General features: G+C 53.4%; 18 protein-coding genes. 12 read left to right on the top strand and 6 right to left on the bottom strand.

Going from position 1 to position 16,776, the window contains the following annotated elements; genetic code table 11:
* The first annotated feature begins 62 nt into the window (after positions 1 to 62).
* Positions 63 to 1,085: a D-glycero-beta-D-manno-heptose-7-phosphate kinase gene (gene rfaE1 / locus RHJ80_RS11430; protein ID WP_310801028.1), complete on the top strand. Its 1,023-nt coding sequence runs from the start codon at positions 63 to 65 to the stop codon at positions 1,083 to 1,085.
* Here rfaE1 and RHJ80_RS11435 read toward each other — a convergent pair.
* Positions 1,082 to 2,767 (bottom strand): N-acetylmuramoyl-L-alanine amidase, encoded by a 1,686-nt coding sequence (locus RHJ80_RS11435; RefSeq protein ID WP_310801029.1) that lies wholly within the window; start codon positions 2,765 to 2,767, stop codon positions 1,082 to 1,084. The two genes, rfaE1 and RHJ80_RS11435, sit on opposite strands and share 4 nt — an antisense overlap.
* 551 nt (positions 2,768 to 3,318) lie before the next feature.
* On the opposite strand from RHJ80_RS11435, the gene RHJ80_RS11440 reads away from it, so the two are divergent.
* Together RHJ80_RS11440 and RHJ80_RS11445 are read left to right on the top strand one after the other, a co-directional pair.
* A complete protein-coding gene (locus RHJ80_RS11440; RefSeq protein ID WP_149819579.1) occupies positions 3,319 to 3,543 on the top strand; it encodes a replication restart DNA helicase PriA in 225 nt (74 codons plus the stop codon).
* A gap of 68 nt (positions 3,544 to 3,611) precedes the next feature.
* A complete protein-coding gene (locus RHJ80_RS11445) occupies positions 3,612 to 3,890 on the top strand; it encodes a hypothetical protein (RefSeq protein ID WP_149819581.1) in 279 nt (92 codons plus the stop codon).
* Here the strand turns inward: RHJ80_RS11445 and RHJ80_RS11450 are convergent.
* Positions 3,887 to 5,089: an anion transporter gene (locus tag RHJ80_RS11450; RefSeq protein ID WP_310801030.1), complete on the bottom strand. Its 1,203-nt coding sequence runs from the start codon at positions 5,087 to 5,089 to the stop codon at positions 3,887 to 3,889. The genes RHJ80_RS11445 and RHJ80_RS11450 overlap by 4 nt on opposite strands.
* Positions 5,090 to 5,263: a hypothetical protein gene (locus RHJ80_RS11455; RefSeq protein ID WP_149819585.1), complete on the bottom strand. Its 174-nt coding sequence runs from the start codon at positions 5,261 to 5,263 to the stop codon at positions 5,090 to 5,092.
* Between the two features lie 273 nt (positions 5,264 to 5,536).
* On the opposite strand from RHJ80_RS11455, the gene RHJ80_RS11460 reads away from it, so the two are divergent.
* Both RHJ80_RS11460 and RHJ80_RS11465 read left to right on the top strand, forming a co-directional pair.
* Positions 5,537 to 5,842: a DUF3155 domain-containing protein gene (locus tag RHJ80_RS11460; RefSeq protein WP_149819587.1), complete on the top strand. Its 306-nt coding sequence runs from the start codon at positions 5,537 to 5,539 to the stop codon at positions 5,840 to 5,842.
* A 245-nt stretch (positions 5,843 to 6,087) separates the two neighbouring features.
* On the top strand, positions 6,088 to 6,933 hold the full coding sequence (locus RHJ80_RS11465) for a transglutaminase family protein (RefSeq protein ID WP_310801031.1): 846 nt from the start codon (positions 6,088 to 6,090) through the stop codon (positions 6,931 to 6,933).
* Here RHJ80_RS11465 and cax read toward each other — a convergent pair.
* Together cax and RHJ80_RS11475 are read right to left on the bottom strand one after the other, a co-directional pair.
* Positions 6,930 to 7,997, bottom strand: coding sequence for a calcium/proton exchanger (gene cax / locus RHJ80_RS11470; protein ID WP_206200275.1), 1,068 nt, complete (start codon positions 7,995 to 7,997; stop codon positions 6,930 to 6,932). The two genes, RHJ80_RS11465 and cax, sit on opposite strands and share 4 nt — an antisense overlap.
* A gap of 97 nt (positions 7,998 to 8,094) precedes the next feature.
* Positions 8,095 to 9,534, bottom strand: a complete 1,440-nt coding sequence (locus tag RHJ80_RS11475) for a DUF3084 domain-containing protein (RefSeq protein ID WP_206200276.1) — start codon at positions 9,532 to 9,534, stop codon at positions 8,095 to 8,097.
* A 102-nt stretch (positions 9,535 to 9,636) separates the two neighbouring features.
* On the opposite strand from RHJ80_RS11475, the gene xth reads away from it, so the two are divergent.
* A complete protein-coding gene (gene xth / locus RHJ80_RS11480) occupies positions 9,637 to 10,422 on the top strand; it encodes an exodeoxyribonuclease III (RefSeq protein WP_310743072.1) in 786 nt (261 codons plus the stop codon).
* On the opposite strand, the gene surE is transcribed toward xth, so the two are convergent.
* Positions 10,408 to 11,211, bottom strand: a complete 804-nt coding sequence (gene surE, locus RHJ80_RS11485) for a 5'/3'-nucleotidase SurE (protein WP_206200278.1) — start codon at positions 11,209 to 11,211, stop codon at positions 10,408 to 10,410. The two genes, xth and surE, sit on opposite strands and share 15 nt — an antisense overlap.
* A gap of 173 nt (positions 11,212 to 11,384) precedes the next feature.
* On the opposite strand from surE, the gene RHJ80_RS11490 reads away from it, so the two are divergent.
* The 6 genes from RHJ80_RS11490 to lpxA all read left to right on the top strand — a co-directional run bounded on the left by RHJ80_RS11490 (position 11,385) and on the right by lpxA (position 16,749).
* Positions 11,385 to 11,621 carry a hypothetical protein gene (locus RHJ80_RS11490; protein ID WP_149819600.1) on the top strand — a complete coding sequence of 79 codons (237 nt, stop codon included), beginning with the start codon at positions 11,385 to 11,387 and terminating at the stop codon, positions 11,619 to 11,621.
* A gap of 182 nt (positions 11,622 to 11,803) precedes the next feature.
* Positions 11,804 to 12,385 carry a thioredoxin family protein gene (locus tag RHJ80_RS11495; protein ID WP_310801032.1) on the top strand — a complete coding sequence of 194 codons (582 nt, stop codon included), beginning with the start codon at positions 11,804 to 11,806 and terminating at the stop codon, positions 12,383 to 12,385.
* Positions 12,386 to 12,503: 118 nt separating this feature from the next.
* Positions 12,504 to 14,537 carry a BamA/TamA family outer membrane protein gene (locus RHJ80_RS11500; protein ID WP_206200280.1) on the top strand — a complete coding sequence of 678 codons (2,034 nt, stop codon included), beginning with the start codon at positions 12,504 to 12,506 and terminating at the stop codon, positions 14,535 to 14,537.
* 11 nt (positions 14,538 to 14,548) lie between these two features.
* On the top strand, positions 14,549 to 15,406 hold the full coding sequence (lpxC, locus tag RHJ80_RS11505) for a UDP-3-O-acyl-N-acetylglucosamine deacetylase (RefSeq protein ID WP_302677502.1): 858 nt from the start codon (positions 14,549 to 14,551) through the stop codon (positions 15,404 to 15,406).
* 62 nt (positions 15,407 to 15,468) lie between these two features.
* Positions 15,469 to 15,930, top strand: a complete 462-nt coding sequence (gene fabZ / locus RHJ80_RS11510) for a 3-hydroxyacyl-ACP dehydratase FabZ (RefSeq protein WP_149819609.1) — start codon at positions 15,469 to 15,471, stop codon at positions 15,928 to 15,930.
* A gap of 12 nt (positions 15,931 to 15,942) precedes the next feature.
* On the top strand, positions 15,943 to 16,749 hold the full coding sequence (lpxA, locus tag RHJ80_RS11515) for an acyl-ACP--UDP-N-acetylglucosamine O-acyltransferase (RefSeq protein WP_206201699.1): 807 nt from the start codon (positions 15,943 to 15,945) through the stop codon (positions 16,747 to 16,749).
* Positions 16,750 to 16,776: the final 27 nt, after the last annotated feature.

Consider the following 16,776-nt stretch of genomic DNA (forward strand, 5'->3'; position numbering starts at 1 on the left):
CCTGCGCATGGGTGTCCCCCCACAGGAGTATTCTGGATCAGCGGGAATTGAGGCAAAGCCAAATGTTACCACCCGACCTGCGCCAGCAATTGCAATCGTCCCAAGGGCGACTCCTACACCTTTTGGAGTCCTTTTCCTCAGCACGGGTACTGGTGGTGGGGGATCTCACCCTCGATGAATTCCTCACGGGTCAGGTGGAACGCCTCTCGCGGGAAGCCCCTGTTCTGATTTTGCGCCATGAATTTACTCGCCAAGTGCCCGGCGGCGGTGCCAATGCCATCTACAATTTGGCCAAGTTGGGTGCTCAGGTGCAGGCGGTTGGTCTGGTGGGTGTAGATCCGCAGGGGGAGGCGCTTTGTAGCATTTTTCAAGGGGCAGGGATTGATACGCGGGGCATCTTTAAGGATGGCGATCGCCCCACCGTGACGAAAACCCGTATTTCTGGCCATGCTCGCCAGTCGGTGACGCAGCAAATTGTGCGCGTGGATCGCAAGTCCGATGATCTGCCTGTCCCAGCCCTTCAGGAGGCGCTAGCGGCCTTTATTCGTCAGCAGGTGGGGACTGCCGATGCCGTGGTTTGCTCCGACTATGGCGATGGTGTCTTTACACCCCCTGTGATTGCGGCTGCCCTAGAGCATGAGCGCACGATTGTTGATACCCAACGGGATTTAGCTCGCTATCGCGGTGCTTTCCTATTTACGCCAAACCTGCCAGAAGCAGAGGCAGCGGTGGGCTACCCAATTCGCACAGAGGCGGAGGTACTGCGAGCTGGGGAAGACCTGCTGGAGTTGACGGCGGCTAAATATATGCTGATTACGCGGGGGGATGCTGGTATGAGTCTCTTTAGTCGCGAGGCGGCGCCCTACCATTTACCCGCCTTTAACCGTACGGATGTCTTTGATGTCACTGGCGCAGGCGATACCGTTGTTGCTGCTTTAACCCTTGCCCTTGTGGCGGGTGCCAGTCTTTGGGAGGCGGCAGTTTTAGGCAATTTGGCCGCCAGTATTGTCGTACGTCAGTTTGGCACAGCCACCACATCCACTGCCGAGATGGCGGCAGCCCTTCACCATTTGCTGGAAGATTAATCCCGCGTCGCCTGCTGTAACCACTCCAGAATGCCTTGGGCAAGGGTGCGGGCAAGCTCAGCTTGGGCTTGGGGGTTAACAATCCACTCAAACTCCTCCGGGTGAATCATAAAGCCCAGTTCCAGCAGCACCGCAGGGGCAATTGTCGGACGAGTCAGGGCAAGGTTATTCCAAAACACACCGTACTGCTGCCGCCGCAGTCGCTGACTGAGATACCCCTCTAGGAAAACGGCAAGGTCATGGCTTTGGGGATGATACCAAAAGGCGCCAATCCCTTGGGTATTACGGGCATCGCCAGCATCGGGGAGAGCATTGTAGTGCAAGCTGAGGGCAAGGGTGGGTTGGGCTGATTCAATGGCGAGAAGGCGATCGGGCAAGTCCAGATCAATATCCTCTGTGCGCGTCAAAATGACTGTTGCCCCAAGGCGTTCTAGCTCGGGTGCCAGTTTTTGGGCCAGTGCCAATGTGACGACCTTCTCTGGGGTACCATCTGGGCCGCGTGCTCCCAAGTCCTCAGGCCCGCCATGGCCGGGATCAAGGAGAATTTTAATCCCCCGCAGGGGTTGTGTCCCCCGTTGGAGTTGGGGTGGATGACGCAGTTGCAGCACCAGCCGATTGCCTTCATAGGCCACACGATAGCCCCACTGTTGGCGATGATGCAGCGTCAAGCGATACTCCACCCGGTCTTGATCAAGGGGGTACCAGTCAAGGCGCTGGATGACGGGATCGGCATCGAGGCGAATGATGTCGGTTTGGGGAATCGTGTTGTGGAGCGTCAGGGTGAACTGGCGATCGCCCTGCTGAATCGAAATCGGTACGGGCACATCCAAAGGAAAGCTGATTTCTGTCCAACCCGCAAGCTGACGGCTGGTAATACTGCGGATGGTGGCTGTTGTCGGCAGAGCACTGGAGAGGAACCGCACTTCATTGGCGCGGATCCAACCCCCATAGTCCAAATGCAGCCAATCCCCCGTTTGTCCGCGTACCTGTGCGCGTGTTCCCACTGGCAGGGGCGTCAGCCGTGAATAATCAGTGCTAGGGCCAGTGCGGGCTACCCCCCCAAGGGAGCGGGTGACTTCCACAACTGGTAATTGCGTTGGCTCAGCCACACGAATGCGGGCACCGGGTTGGCGCTGGCCTGCAAATTGCCATTGAATCGGGCCATAGTCGCCCACTTCGGTGAGCTGGAGGCAATTGCGATAGAGAGAAGGGCGAGCAGTGACCACCTCCGCTTGATGAATCAGCGCAGCCAGATTAGAGGGCAGTTGCACTTGGGGCGGTAGGGGTTCTAGGGGCAGAATGCGCTGACCCACTTGGACTTGCACGGCGCGATCGCTGGGGGCAGCAGCGGTAAAGCAAACAATTTCATTGGGCAGGCGCACTAAATCGGCTGTTGGCTCTAGGGGTTGTAGGGTGGTCGGTACTTGGGGCACCGTGCGGGTGATGGCAAAGTCAAGGCGTTGATCTCCTGCTTGCAGGGTGATGTGATTCAATCCGGGTTGCAGGGGAAGACTGGGGGCAAAGTGTCCCGCTGGCGAGCGATCGCCAACGACCTGCCCATTGAGGGTAACGACAACTTGCGGCGGTGCTGTACCAATAAAGAAAATCCGGGGTGCGCTTGTAGTGTGCTCTCGCGGCGGATAAACCACCTGCAGAGAACCCTGTGCTACTGCTGAGGTCATTGAGCCAACGAAACATCCACTTAATAGACCAAGGCTGAACCACTTCACTGGCTACCCCCATGCACTCAACTTCTTAATATTTTCTTCAGATTATTACTATTGAGTTGTCAATGATCAGAGTTACAAACCATTACATTAAGTAAACATCGCTGAATAGAAATGCAAGTAAGGTAGATGCCTTTCTTTTCCAAAGCAGGGAGGGCGTAAAGAGAATGTAATACTTTTCGAGGGCAGTTTTGCCTAGCTTGATCTTCTTCAATCTTTGTGAAAAGGGCTGTAATAAAGGTCAATCACCTCTCAGAAAAGCGAAGCAAGTTTCTCTAAGGCCATTTGTAGAATTCCTTGATCCCCGTCGAATTAGCATATTTTTTAACATTGGGATCATTGCCATCGCTAGAAAATCCATCCATAATAAAAAGTGTCCTCTCATAAACTCCCTTAATGTTGCGCAATACTATTTGTTGAGTTTTGTTGTTTTGAAACGCAGATTTGCGCAACGCCTTTTATCACAAGTTCCTACACGCCAAAAAGAATTTAAGGATTATTTAACTATGGTTACCATGCAAACGATTCACTGTCCTCACTGTGGTAAATTAGCCCTTCGCCAACGCTATGGCTCCGTGAGTCACACCCAGTGTCCCCACTGTGATTACGTCCTAACGATGTGCGATCGCACAGGACGGGTGTTAGAGGCCTACACGCCTGAAATTACCCATGTGGGTCAGTATGGCGCCAACCTCACCTGCACCATAGAGCGAACACGGGCACTGTGCTAGCAAGAATTCATTAGAAGAATCTAAAGATTGATGAGGAAAATCCTGAGAGTTGTTAAGATAGTTTACATATGGCTATCTTACTTCTACTGGTACTGGCATTGGTGCTGTGGTCGGTGCGACTCCTCCACGGTGCCTATCGCCTCCGGGATTTTTCCTTACTGCTGGCCAGTGGCCTCGTGGCCATCTCAGCGGGAGGCGTGATTTTTGTCTATAGCCTGATGAATGGCTGTGTCGGCTATCTCAGTCAAGGGCAGCCCATTCCTGAATCCGATGCGCCTGTCATTATGTCTGATGTGGCCTACTTTGAGAGTGCCTCTGGAGCAACGACCCCAACCTTTAGCCCCTAGGTCTGACTCACGATCCAAACGTAGGCGATCGCCAGCGTCAACACTGTGAGCGGTGCACCAAAGCGCAAGTGCTGCCAAAAGGAAAACCGCTGTCCTGAGCTAGCAGCGGCCTCAACTGTAATTAAATTAGCCACAGCACCAAAAAGCGTAAGATTGCCCGCGAGGGTACTTGTGGCTGCCAGTAGGTACCAGAGTTGATCGGCACCTTTGGGGATAAACTGTGCGAGCAGCAGCACCGTGGGCACGTTAGAAATTAAATTTGACAGCAGTGCTGTAATCACCACGAGGGGCAAGGGCTGATTTACCCAAGGGCGCAAAACAGCTAATAAATCAAAGTTTTGAATACAGCGGGTAAGAATAAATAGACCCGCAAACAGAACCAATAGTGACCAATCCACCTGAGCAAGGATGCGCTCTGGCTTCACCCGACGGGTGACCAGTAAAGCTGCTGCCGCCAAAAGAGAGGATTCTGCCAAGGGAAAGCCGAGCAGAAAGGCCAAAAACATCAGCCCAGAGACAATCAGTGTCTTGTGCAGTAACCCTTTTTGCACCTGCACCGGTTGGAGCGTAGCCAATGTACAGGGTTGGCGCGATCGCACCTCCGGATAGAGCCACCCCAACCAAGCCACTTGCAGCCCTAACCCCAGCACTGCGACGGGAACCATCACTTGGGCAAACGGCAGATATCCTAACTCGGAAAACGATCCCACGAGGATATTTTGGGGGTTGCCGCTGAGGGTGGCCACAGAACCGATATTCGTTGCCGCTGCGATCGCCAGCAGATAGGGCACTGGATTTAAGCCCAAAACATGGGTAATGCGCAGGGTTAAAGGCGTCGTCACAAGGGCAAGGGTGTCGTTGAGAAAGACCGCCGATAGCATTCCCGTCGCCACAGCGAGAAACACCAACAACCCCAAGGGACTGCCACTAAAGCGCACCACCGTCACCATCGCTATTTGAAAAAAGCCGCTCAAGCCCAGATAAGCATTGACAATCATCATGCTGAGCAAGAACACGATGGTTTGGGGATCAATGGCTTGCCATGCAGTGGGTAGATCAATCGCCCCTAAGGCAATCAAAAGAGCCGCACTCACAAGGGCGATCGTTGCGCGATTCATACATAGCCCCGGCACCCCCCCAAGGGCTAAGGCACCGTAGCTGAGGGCAAGGATCAGAAGTTGCAGGAGAGACCGCAGCACCTACTGTTGGGTTTGAATTTTCTTGGCCTCTAGGGCATCGAGCAATTCCCCAAGCGCCGCCATGTCATCACCGTCATATTCTCGCTTCCACAACAGTTGGGAAATTTGGTTTTCAATGGCTGAGGTTAACACTTGGGTTTCGAGCACCCGTTGCACTAAGCGTTGGATCATCATAGGGGTTCAGCAGCTTAGACAGTCGTTCTCTAGGGTAGCCCATTGGCTGTGGGGCAAATGGAAGGAACCACTTTCTCAAGTGGCACAATTTGCTATAGTGGGGTCACTGGGATCAGCAAAGCGTTGATCCTAAGCTGGGGATCGTTGTCCCGTCAATAAATCGTGTTTCGATAAATTAAGGAAAGTTGAAATTCTAGGATACACCAGATATACTAAAGGGCGACTTTTGTAAACTCAATAACAGTTCTTTGAAGGCAAAGGAGGTAAGGCAACTTGGCCAGAAGACGGAAGCGGAAGAGCCGGCGGCGTCTCGAAGGACGCAAAATCCTTGAGTGCGTACCTCAATATAGCATCGAAAGTGGCGAAGATAAACCTGTGACAGCGGCACGAAAATTTATTCAAGCCAAGGGGATCACCCCACCCGCTTTACTTCTTGTTAAGCGGAATGAGCACACCACCGATCGCTACTTCTGGGCAGAAAAGGGCTTGTTTGGTGCGCAGTACGTTGAAGAAAACCACTTTTTATTCCCTAGCCTAAGGGAACTGGCAGAAGAGAAAATGGCAGCCACGACTCGTTAGGCTGTTTTTTTTACAAACATCTGTTTTATTGAGGAGTCAGGATCTGTTCTTGACTCTTTTTGCTTTGGTAGTGAGAGGAGCTAGGGTGTGGTCTAAAGATTTGATCTTTTTACGCCATTTACTTATGGCAATTTGGAAACTGTCCCCTACAATAGAAATAGCGGAGACGCACGTTTCCGTTCACTCCTCACACCACACCCCGCCTGGACAGTTATTGGTTCGGGCGGCTTCCTTTTAGATAGGAAATGGAATACCGCATTTATCATCAAACTAGCTACACCTACAGCGCCCCTGTTGCCCTTGCCCCCCATGATTTACGCTTGATCCCGCGTAGTGATGGCCACCAACGCCTGCGATCGATCTCCCTCCAAATTTTACCAACTCCCCAAGGCCAAAGTACTGTCCTCGATGTCCATGGCAATCACATTCAACGCTACTGGTGGTCACCACAGCCCACCACCTCCCTGATGATTCAGGTCACCTCTGAAGTAGAAACCTATTGCGACAACCCCTTTAACTATCTGCTTGACTCGTGGGCAGTCACCCTCCCTTTTAACTATCCGCAGCGACTGGCAACTAGCTTGCATCCCTATCTATCACCGTCAGTGGATCCTGTTGCCTATGAATTGGCTTGGCAAATTTTAGCCAGTGGCGATGGTAGTGTCCTCACATTTCTCAGTGACCTCAATAACAAAATTTACCGTACCTGTCAGCACCAAATTCGTGAAACCGGTGCCCCTTGGCCCCCCTGTGTGACTTGGGCAAAACAAATGGGTTCCTGTCGCGATACGGCCGTCTTGTTTATCCATGCCTGTCGGGCTGTGGGCTTAGCGGCGCGGTTTGTCAGTGGCTATCAGGAAGGAGACTTGGATAATCCTGAACGGCACCTCCATGCTTGGGTAGAAGTGTATTTGCCGGGGGCAGGCTGGCGCGGCTATGATCCCACCCACGGCCTAGCGGTGAGCGATCGCCACATTGCCCTTGTGGCTGCCGCTGATCCGACGGATGCTGCCCCCATTCAAGGTACCCTGCGGGGACAAGGGGTGACCTCAACCATGACCTATCAACTACAGATTCAGCGCCTCTCCTAGGTATGGAAGAAAAAGGCGGTGCCGAGAATCCCATAGGTGGCCAACAGCAGCGCCCCCTCCAGCCAGTTGGAGCGGCCATCTAGGCTAATCACATTAGCAATCACGACCGCAATAATCACCGTCACCACTTCAAAAAGACTAAAGTTTAAATCCATCGGCTGACCAATAAACTGGCCAATCAGCACCAGCACAGGTGCCACTAAGAGCGCCACCAAGAGGGATGAACCCAAGGCGATGGACACGGACAAATCCATATTGTTTTTCAGGGCAACCCCCACCGCAGTCACATATTCCGCTGCACCGCCCACCAACGGCAAGAGGATGACCCCAGTAAATAGGGGCGTTAGACCCAAGCCCTCCGTTGCTGCTTCAACTGCGCCGACAAAAATTTCTGACTCAAAGGCTACGCCAATCGTGGCAATCATTAGAACCGTGATCCACAGGGGCAGGTTCGGCTTTTCATGGTGCCCCGCTTCGTCCCCCAGTTCCACCTGACTGACATCGTAAAGATAGCTGTGGGTTTTCAAAGAAAAGAGTAACGTTAGTCCATAGACCAGAATCAGAATGATTGCGGCCACCACTGACATTTTGGAAATTGCGGTTGGCGGCACACTGCTAGAGGTGTAAATGACCATTGCCGGTAGGAGAATCGCGGCGATCGCCACCGTCATCGAGGAAGCATTCACCCGTGCCACCACTGGGGCAAAGGATTGCTCCTTGTAGCGAATGCCCCCCAGCAGCATGGATAACCCCATCACCAGCAAAAGGTTCGCCATCAGGGTGCCCGTAATACTGGCTTTGACAATATCTACTAAACCCGCTCGCAGCGCCACAATAGCAATAATCAGTTCCGTTGCATTCCCAAAGAGGGCATTCAATAGGCCACCGATCGTCGGCCCCGTGGCAAGTGCCACCTCCTCTGTTGCGGTGCTCAACCAAATCGCCAAGGGCACGATCGCCAGTGCTGCCAAAATAAAGACGGTGAGGGCACCCCATGCCAGTTTTTCAGCAGCAATGGAGAGGGGGATAAACACCAAAAAACCAATCGAAACCAGTCGCTTCATGGGGGCACCCCTTACATGGTGAACGGAGAAAAATCTCCTCTATCCTAGCCTGCGGTTTGATGAATCCAGCCCAATTCGCGGGAAATGATGCTGATGCCTAACCACTGCGCAGGATCACCCGCTGATTTTGACGGGCGACAAGGGAAAGGGTGAGAGGGCCAGCGGTATAAACAGAGGTGGGGGTAACTGCACTAATATCAATCGTCCCTTGGTGATCTTTGAGGTCGAGGACAAATTTCACCAGTTCAATTTGGCGAAAGGAGCCAACACTGCCAGTGACCGGATCGGGGAGGACACCCGAGGCGATCGCCCGCTGATTACTGACCGTAAACAACTGATCCAAGCGTTGCAAAATTTGCTCATCGGTCATCTGGCTCGGATCCAAGGAAATGGTAGCCAGATTCTCACCCTCGCGGAAAACCTCCTGATTGCGCGCCACTTGGGGCACTACAAGAATGTTACTTTCCCCCTGTAGATAATTGGCCGCAGCTAAAATGCGCACCACATAGGGCTGGCCATCACTAATTTGGCTGCGCAGGCGGTTCACGTCTTCGGTGGTAATTTGAATCACCTGATCCGTCGGTTTGAGGTTCTGGGGACGATTCAGGACAATGGCATTGCGCCGCGCCTCCCGCAGGAGTTCTTCAATAACTTGGGTGGCCTGAGCCGGATCCTTGACATGTTGAATCACCGCAGAGGCCAAGACTTGCCCCGTGCGAATGGCGATCGTCCCCCGCCGTAATCCTAGCAAAAGGATGCTCACGTTTTCCTCAAGGCGTTGGCGACTGGCCTCAAGGGCAGCAATTTCCTGCTGAAGCGTGCGCTGTTGATTGCGTAACACCTGCTGCTGCTGATTGGCAACGGCCAGTTGATCCTGAATGCGATCAATCTCTGCTTGGAGACGATCCTTTTGACCTTCCACCTCGGCAAGGCGCTGTTGAGCCGTGCGAATGGCAGTTTCTAGGGCTGCTTTTTGGCTAGCCACATCCTCGAGGCGGCCTTGGATGGCTTGTCGCTCCCGTTGCAAACGCTGAATTTCTTGCCGCAGGCGTGCCCCTTGGGCTTCAAAGTTTTCGAGGTCTTTTTGGGCTTGGGTGTAGCGGTCTTGAAGTTGCTTGAGTTCTGCTTCTGTGAGGGTTTGACGATTGACGGCCTGCTCTAGGACTTGGTTGGTTTGACTAAGGCGTTGGCGAATGTTGGCCAGTTCAATTTGGGATTGTGCCAGTTCCGCCTCAATTTCATCCTTTTGGGCACGGGTTTCGGCGAGTTCTTGTTCAGCCGCCGCTTGTTGACGGCGAATCGTATCAATGCGCAGCACGCCATCGCGCAATTCACGGCTGAGGGCAAAGAGGATGGCAAGGGTGGAGGCAGAAATTAAACTCCCTGTGAGAATGGTAATCAGGACAGCTGTCTGTCGAGGCCGCAAATTAAACCAGCTCAATCGGGCTTTGCCCACTTTTGAGCCAAGGCGATCGCCCACCGTCGCGATCGCGCCCCCAAGAATAATCACGGCCAAGACCAGAACATACCCAGCCATATTTCGGGTACTGCTGCCACTCCCCAACTATACTTTCTACAGTATGTGCCGATGCTGCCCCCTATAACGGTTTGGGCAAATCACTTTGACCGAAATCAACCGATGCCAAAAATTGCTACTTGGAACGTCAACTCAATTCGCACTCGCCTTGACCATGTGTGCCACTGGTTAGACACCACTGGAGTGGACTATCTCTGTCTTCAAGAGACCAAAGTCACAGATGCTGAGTTCCCGCGTCAGCCCTTTCTGGATCGTGGGTATCAAGTTTATTGTAGTGGCCAAAAGGCCTACAACGGGGTGGCCATTCTCAGTCGTCAGCCTCTTGCGGGTGTAGAAGCAGGCTTTGCCCCCCAATTACCCAGTCACAGTGAGTTGGATACGCAAAAACGACTGATTCGCGCCCAATTAGCTCCTGATGTCACCTTGGTAAATGTCTATATTCCCAACGGTGGAGAGTACGACAGTGAGAAATACCACTATAAGCTGCACTGGTTAAAAACCCTCCATGTCTATCTCGAGCAGCTCACTGCCCAAGGGGAGGTGATTCTCTGTGGTGATTTTAATATTGCCCCAGAAGATAAAGACCTTTTTGATGCCAGCGATCGCGCCACAAAAGTGGGAGCCACCGATGCCGAACGCAACCTTTTAGCGGCCATTCGCGACCTTGGCTTCCACGATGCCTTTCGCCACTTTACCGAGGAGCCTGGGCACTACTCTTGGTGGGATTATCGGGCGGGTGCCTTTCGCCGCAATCATGGCTGGCGTATTGATCACCTCTACCTTACCCCCGCTGTCAAAGCCCGGGCCTGCAACTGTCACATTGATATTGCCCCGCGGCGCTTACCCAAGCCCAGTGATCATGCACCCGTGATCCTAGAGATTGAATAGAGGCTGTACAGTGGGTTGGCGCAGCCACTCGGTTAAACTCTGCACCCCTTGACCGTAGGTGAGATCAAAGGTCAACGGCGTAATACTAATCAGATTTTGGGCAATGGCTTCCACATCCGTGGGGGCTTGATTGGGGTCTTGGGGATATTCTTCAACCACTTCACCAGCGAGCCAGTAGTAGGTTTTGCCGCGAGGGTCAATGCGCTTCTGGAACAGGTCATGGTAGCGCCGAATCCCCTGTCGTGTAATGACAACGCCAGCAATTTCACTGGCAGGCAGCGCCGGTACATTCACATTGAGGAGCATCTTTGGGGGCAGGGGGGCGGTTTCCAGCGCCTTGAGGAGACGACTGGCAAAGTCAGCGGCTGGCTGAAAGTCATGAACTGTGAAACTGGTGAGGCTAATGGCAATACTGGGAATTCCCTCAATCACCCCCTCCATGGCAGCAGACACCGTGCCGGAGTAAAGAATATCCGTGCCGAGGTTGGAGCCTTGGTTAATCCCAGAAACAACAAAATCTGGGGGTTCCTCTAGGAGGGCACCAAGGGCGAGTTTGACACAGTCAGAGGGGGTACCGGAGCAGGCCCACGCCTTAATACTGGGGTGAAAGCGATCGCTAACGACTTCGGCGCGAATCGGATCAAAGACCGTGAGGCTATGCCCTGTAGCAGAGCGTTCGCGATCCGGACACACAACCACGACTTCATGGCCAGCGATCGCCAGCGTATCTGCTAACGCCCGAATACCGGGGGCAAAGACCCCATCATCATTAGCAATGAGTAACCGCATTTCCTGCCCCCTGAATCGTGAAGTATTGGCAAAACATTACAGTTGATTGCAAATCGCAACACCCTCCCTGAGAAATGTTAACCTCTAAAAGGGTTAAGTGACGCACCCCACCCTGCCGAACAGTTTGAACGCACCATTCCTGACATGACCGCTTTTGGGGATTGACAGGATCTATGGAACGCCTACTGAACCATCAGTTGAAGGAGAACACTGTGTCTGTGCATCAAAGTCATCCGCTACTCCGCGAAGACCTCAGCGAATACGTTGCCCATTTGCAACTGCACATGGCACTCCAAGCGCGCAATTTGGTGCCTGCCCTGAAACACACCAGCGACAGCCGCGAGCAACTTCTCCATCAAACCCAAGCCACCTTTGAGAAGCACGTCTCCCGTCAAAGCTATATTGGCTAAAGCAATTTTTCTCTGTGCTCAAAAATTAAAACCGATGATATCTAAGCAGGAGTGATCTTGCTGCTTTTTGCGTTCGTTGGGGGAGTTGCTCCTCTCACCACTTTGAGGAACGATCGCAACAGAGTACACTAGGGACGATATTGCTATTTGTAACACTCTTGCCAGCGTTCTCAGGAGGTTTTATGGCGCGGACAGAGTCCACGATGCTTGCCCTTGGTACTGTTGCTCCCGATTTTCAGCTGCCCGATGTGGTGAGTGGGCAAACGATTTCCCTCAGTCGCTTTGCCGATAAGAAAGCCCTACTGGTGATGTTTATTTGTCGCCACTGCCCCTACGTAAAACACGTCCAAGAGGAACTGGCGAAGCTGGGGCGCGACTACAAAGACACAGACTTAGGGATTGTTGCCATTAGTGCCAATGACGCTGCCAACTATCCCGATGATGCCCCAGAGTCCCTGAAGGCGATGGCCACTGAACTAGGGTTTACATTTCCGCTTTGTTACGACGAGAGCCAAGAAACGGCCAAGGCTTACACGGCAGCCTGTACACCCGACTTCTTCCTCTTTGATGGCGATCGCAAGCTTGTGTATCGTGGACAGCTCGATGATAGCCGCCCCCAGAATGGCTTACCGGTGACTGGGAAAGACTTGCGTGCAGCCATTGATGCCGTGTTAGCTGGTCAAACCCCCAGCGAAGATCAAAAACCGAGTCTCGGCTGTAATATCAAGTGGAAAGCGGGGAATGAACCCGCCTATTACGGCTAATGTTGGAAAGGCAAAGAGAGGGGCACTTTTATTGCCACTTCTGAGTCATTAACCTACTGTTATAGGAATGCCAATGGGTTTGGCTGTGTTGACGCGATTTGTTTTTTAGGTGTGAGCAGTGAATAACCAACTTTTTTCGCCAGTGCGAATGCAGCCAATGGGGGCTGCCCTGAAAACGGTAGCAGTGGCAATGGCAACCGTGGCGATCGCCCTCGGTTCTTTGCATCCCAGTCGTGGCCAAGAAGCCCCGCCGCCTGAAAACCAACCTGCGGAAACTCCAGCATCCCCAACGCCACCAGCGGCAGAGCCTGTGCCTGAAAGCCCTCCCGCAGCAACCCCAGCACCGCCCACCCCGCCACCTGTGAGCCAGCCCCCCGCTGATGAACCTCAAGTTCTCATTGCCGAAGTGGTGGTTGAAGGCGCCACACCCGAACTTGAGCAATTGGTGTATCAAGTCATTCGCACTCGCCCTGGCAGTACCACCACCCGCACGCAACTACAAGAGGATACCAACGCCATCTTTGCCACGGGCTTTTTTGCTGATGTCAATGCCGTCCCCAGCGATACTCCCCTCGGTGTGCGGATTACCTTTGTCGTGCGCCCCTATCCAGTACTGCGAGCCGTTCAAGTAGCGGGCAACCAAGTGCTCACCCCAGAAAAAGTCAACGAGATTTTTGCACCGCAAATTGGTCGCACGCTCAATCTAAGAGAGCTACAGTCTGGCATTGAGCAAATCAACCGGTTCTATAGGGACAATGGCTATATCTTGGGGCAGGTGGTTGGTACACCCCAAGTCGATCCCGATGGGGTTGTGACATTGCAGGTGGCTGAGGGTGTGGTTGAACAGGTCACCTACCGCTTCCTGAATAAAGAAGGAGAGCCGACAAAACAGCGTACCCGTGACTTTGTGATCAGCCGTGAAATGGACACCCAGCCCGGCGTGGTTCTCAACCAAAATACCGTGCAAGCAGATTTGCGACGCCTTTTTGAATTGGGACTCTTTGAGGATGTGCAAGTTGCCCTTGAACCCGGTCAAGATCCCCGCAAGGTTAACTTGATTTTGAATATCAAAGAGCGCAATACGGGCAGTATTTCTGCTGGGGCGGGCTATAGTTCCGCTGCGGGGCTATTTGGCACAGTGGCATTCCAACAAAACAACCTCTTTGGTCGCAACTGGAAATTTGGTGTTGAAGCCCAAGGGGGGACGGAAGGGGAGTTTCTCTTTGACATTAACTTTACCGATCCTTGGATTAAGGGGGATCCCTATCGCACCTCCTACACCGTGAGTGCCTTTAACCGCCTGACAGTGCCCACCACCTTCACCAACGGCCCAATTGATGTTCGCTTGCCCAATGGTGACTTTCCGCGGATTAACCGCTTGGGGAGTGCCGTTTTCTTTACGCGACCCTTTACGAAGGATCGGGATCAGATACGCACCGCTTGGACCGGTTCCTTGGGGCTGCAATATCAGCGGGTTACCTCCCTAGACAGTGGTTTTAGCCGCTTTAATACGGATGCTTCAGGCAACTGCTTAACCTTTCCAGACAATGGTGTTTGCCGTGGTTTTAATGACCTGTTTACGGTGCAGGCGGCAATTCTGCGAGACCTGCGCAATGATCCGCTGCGGCCAACGAGTGGTCAGGTGATTCGCTTAGGGGTGGATCAGTCAATCCCTGTGGGGGCAGGCAACATCTTAATGAACCGGGTGCGCGGCAGTTATAGCTTCTATATCCCCGTGAAGTTTCTGCGCATTGAGGGGCCACAAACCCTTGCCTTCAATATCCAAGCGGGCAACATTTTTGGCGATTTGCCTCCCTATGAATCCTTTACGATTGGGGGTGCTAACTCAGTACGTGGTTGGGAAGAGGGGGCGATCGGCTCCGGGCGCGCCTTTGTGCAAGGAACAATAGAGTATCGGTTCCCCATTTTTAATATTGTTGGTGGCGCCCTCTTTGTGGATGGAGCCAGTTTGCTCGGTACCCAACGCAGCGTACCCGGTCAGCCGGGGATTGTGCGCGGTAAACCCGGAGAGGGGCTAGGCTACGGGGCAGGGCTGCGGGTGAATACCCCCCTAGGCAATATCCGCATTGACTTTGGCTGGAACAATGAAGGGGGCAGTGCCTTCAGCTTTGGCATTGGCGAGCGCTTCTAGGAGAAATACCCATGGTAACGACCTCTGTACCAACGGCACCGACTGCAACTGCACAGCAAACTCTTGGAAAGGCTGCCCAATGGTCAGGGGTAGGTTTGCATTCTGGTCAATCAGTTGAAGTGACCTTGAAACCCTCACCCGCCAACACGGGGCGACAGTTTGTGCGCCTTGATCTGGAGAGACAGCCCGTGATTCCTGCTCAGATTGATGCGGTTCAATCCACTCAGTTGGCAACGGAGTTGGTCGCCAATGGCGCCAGTGTGCGCACGGTTGAACATCTCTTGGCAGCGCTGGCGATCGCTGGTATTGATAATGTCAGGATTGAGATCACAGGCTCTGAGGTGCCGGTGCTCGATGGCTCGGCGCAACCTTGGTTAGAAGGCATTCAAAGGGTCGGTGTTGTCCCTCAGGAGATTCCTCGGCCAGCAGTCATCTTGAAGGAACCTGTCACCATTTACGAAGGAGCAGCCTTTGTCAGTGCCATTCCTGCTCCTGAGCTACGCCTCACCTATGGCATTGACTTCCCCTATGCGGCGATTGGTCGCCAGTGGTGTAGTTTTACCCCTTCAGAACTAGCGGTGGCCGTTGCCCCTGCCCGTACCTTTGGTTTTGCTGAACAAGTGGAGTATCTGCGCAGCCAAGGCCTGATTCAGGGGGGCAGTTTAGAGAATGCTCTGGTGTGCAGTGCCAGTGGTTGGGTCAACCCGCCGTTACGCTTTGCCGATGAACCCGTTCGCCACAAATTACTCGATCTTTGGGGAGATTTAGCCCTCCTAGGGACACCCCCCATCGCGCATTATGTCGCCTATCGGGCGAGTCATCATCTGCATACCCAATTGGCACGGGCGATCGCCCAACAGATGGTTTAGTCGGCAACCATTCTCCCCTATGATTTGTGTATGTCTTTGATGTGAAGCTGGCCCCTATCCCTATGCCAACGTTGACTGACTCCCCACCCACCACTGTGCTGACGGTTACTGATCTTCAGCAGTTGCTTCCCCATCGCTATCCCTTTCTGCTGGTGGATCGGATCATTGACTATGTTCCAGAAAAGTATGCCGTGGGGCTGAAAAACGTCACGATCAACGAACCCTTTTTCCAAGGGCACTTTCCCGGTCGCCCAATTATGCCGGGGGTGCTCATTGTGGAAGCCCTTGCCCAAGTGGGAGGGGTTGTCCTGATGCAGATGAACTGGGCAAAGGATAAGCTTTCCGTGTTTGCGGGCATTGATAAGGTGCGCTTTCGCCGTCCCGTCGTCCCCGGCGATCAGTTAATCCTGCGGGCCGAGCTTCTTGTTGTCAAGCAGCAGCGCATCGGCAAAATGCAAGGACGGGCTGAGGTGAATGGTCAATTGGTCTGTGAGGGCGAGATGATGTTCTCGCTGGTGGACTAGTCACAATCAATGATGCAAACACTGATCCATCCTACTGCTGTCATTCATCCCAGTGCCGAGCTACATCCCACAGTTCGGGTCGGCCCCTATGCCGTGATTGGTGAACAGGTGCGCGTTGGTGCCCATACCGAAATTGGTGCCCACGTGATTATTGAAGGGCCAACGGAGGTGGGTGTAGGTAATCGTATCTTTCCGGGAGCGATCATCGGCACGGCTTCTCAGGATCAAAAATATACGGGTGCCAATAGTGCCCTACGTATTGGGGATTACAACACCATTCGCGAGTTCGTGACGATCAACCGTGCCAACGGCGAAGGGGATGCCACAATTATTGGTAACCACAATCTGTTGCTGGCCTATGTCCATGTGGCCCATGATTGTGTGATTGAGGATCAGGTGGTAATTACGAATGCGGCCTCGATCGCGGGCCATGTTTGCATTGAATCAAAGGCTCGCATTGGCGGTATGGTGGGCATTCATCAGTTTGTCCATATTGGTCGCTTGGCAATGGTGGGAGCCATGGCACGGGTAGATCGGGATGTGCCCCCCTATATGCTGGTGGAAGGTCATCCGGCGCGGGTTCGTGCCCTCAATCAAGTGGGGCTGCAAAGAGCTGGGGTGACGGAGGCAGAAATGCGCAACCTCAAGGAAGCCTTTCGGATTCTTTATCGGCGGGACTTGCCCCTTGCCCAAGCGATCGCCCAATTAGCAACCCTACCCCCTTCTGAGCATTTAGAGCATCTACAGCGCTTTTTAACCTATGCCCGCGAAGAGGGACGGCGCGGCTTAACCCCCAGTGGCCGGGCGACAACGGATTAAGTCTCTAGTTGCCACCGACTCAACGCC

This window comes from Thermosynechococcus sp. QS41, assembly GCF_031583515.1.
Taxonomy (GTDB): Bacteria; Cyanobacteriota; Cyanobacteriia; order Thermosynechococcales; family Thermosynechococcaceae; genus Thermosynechococcus.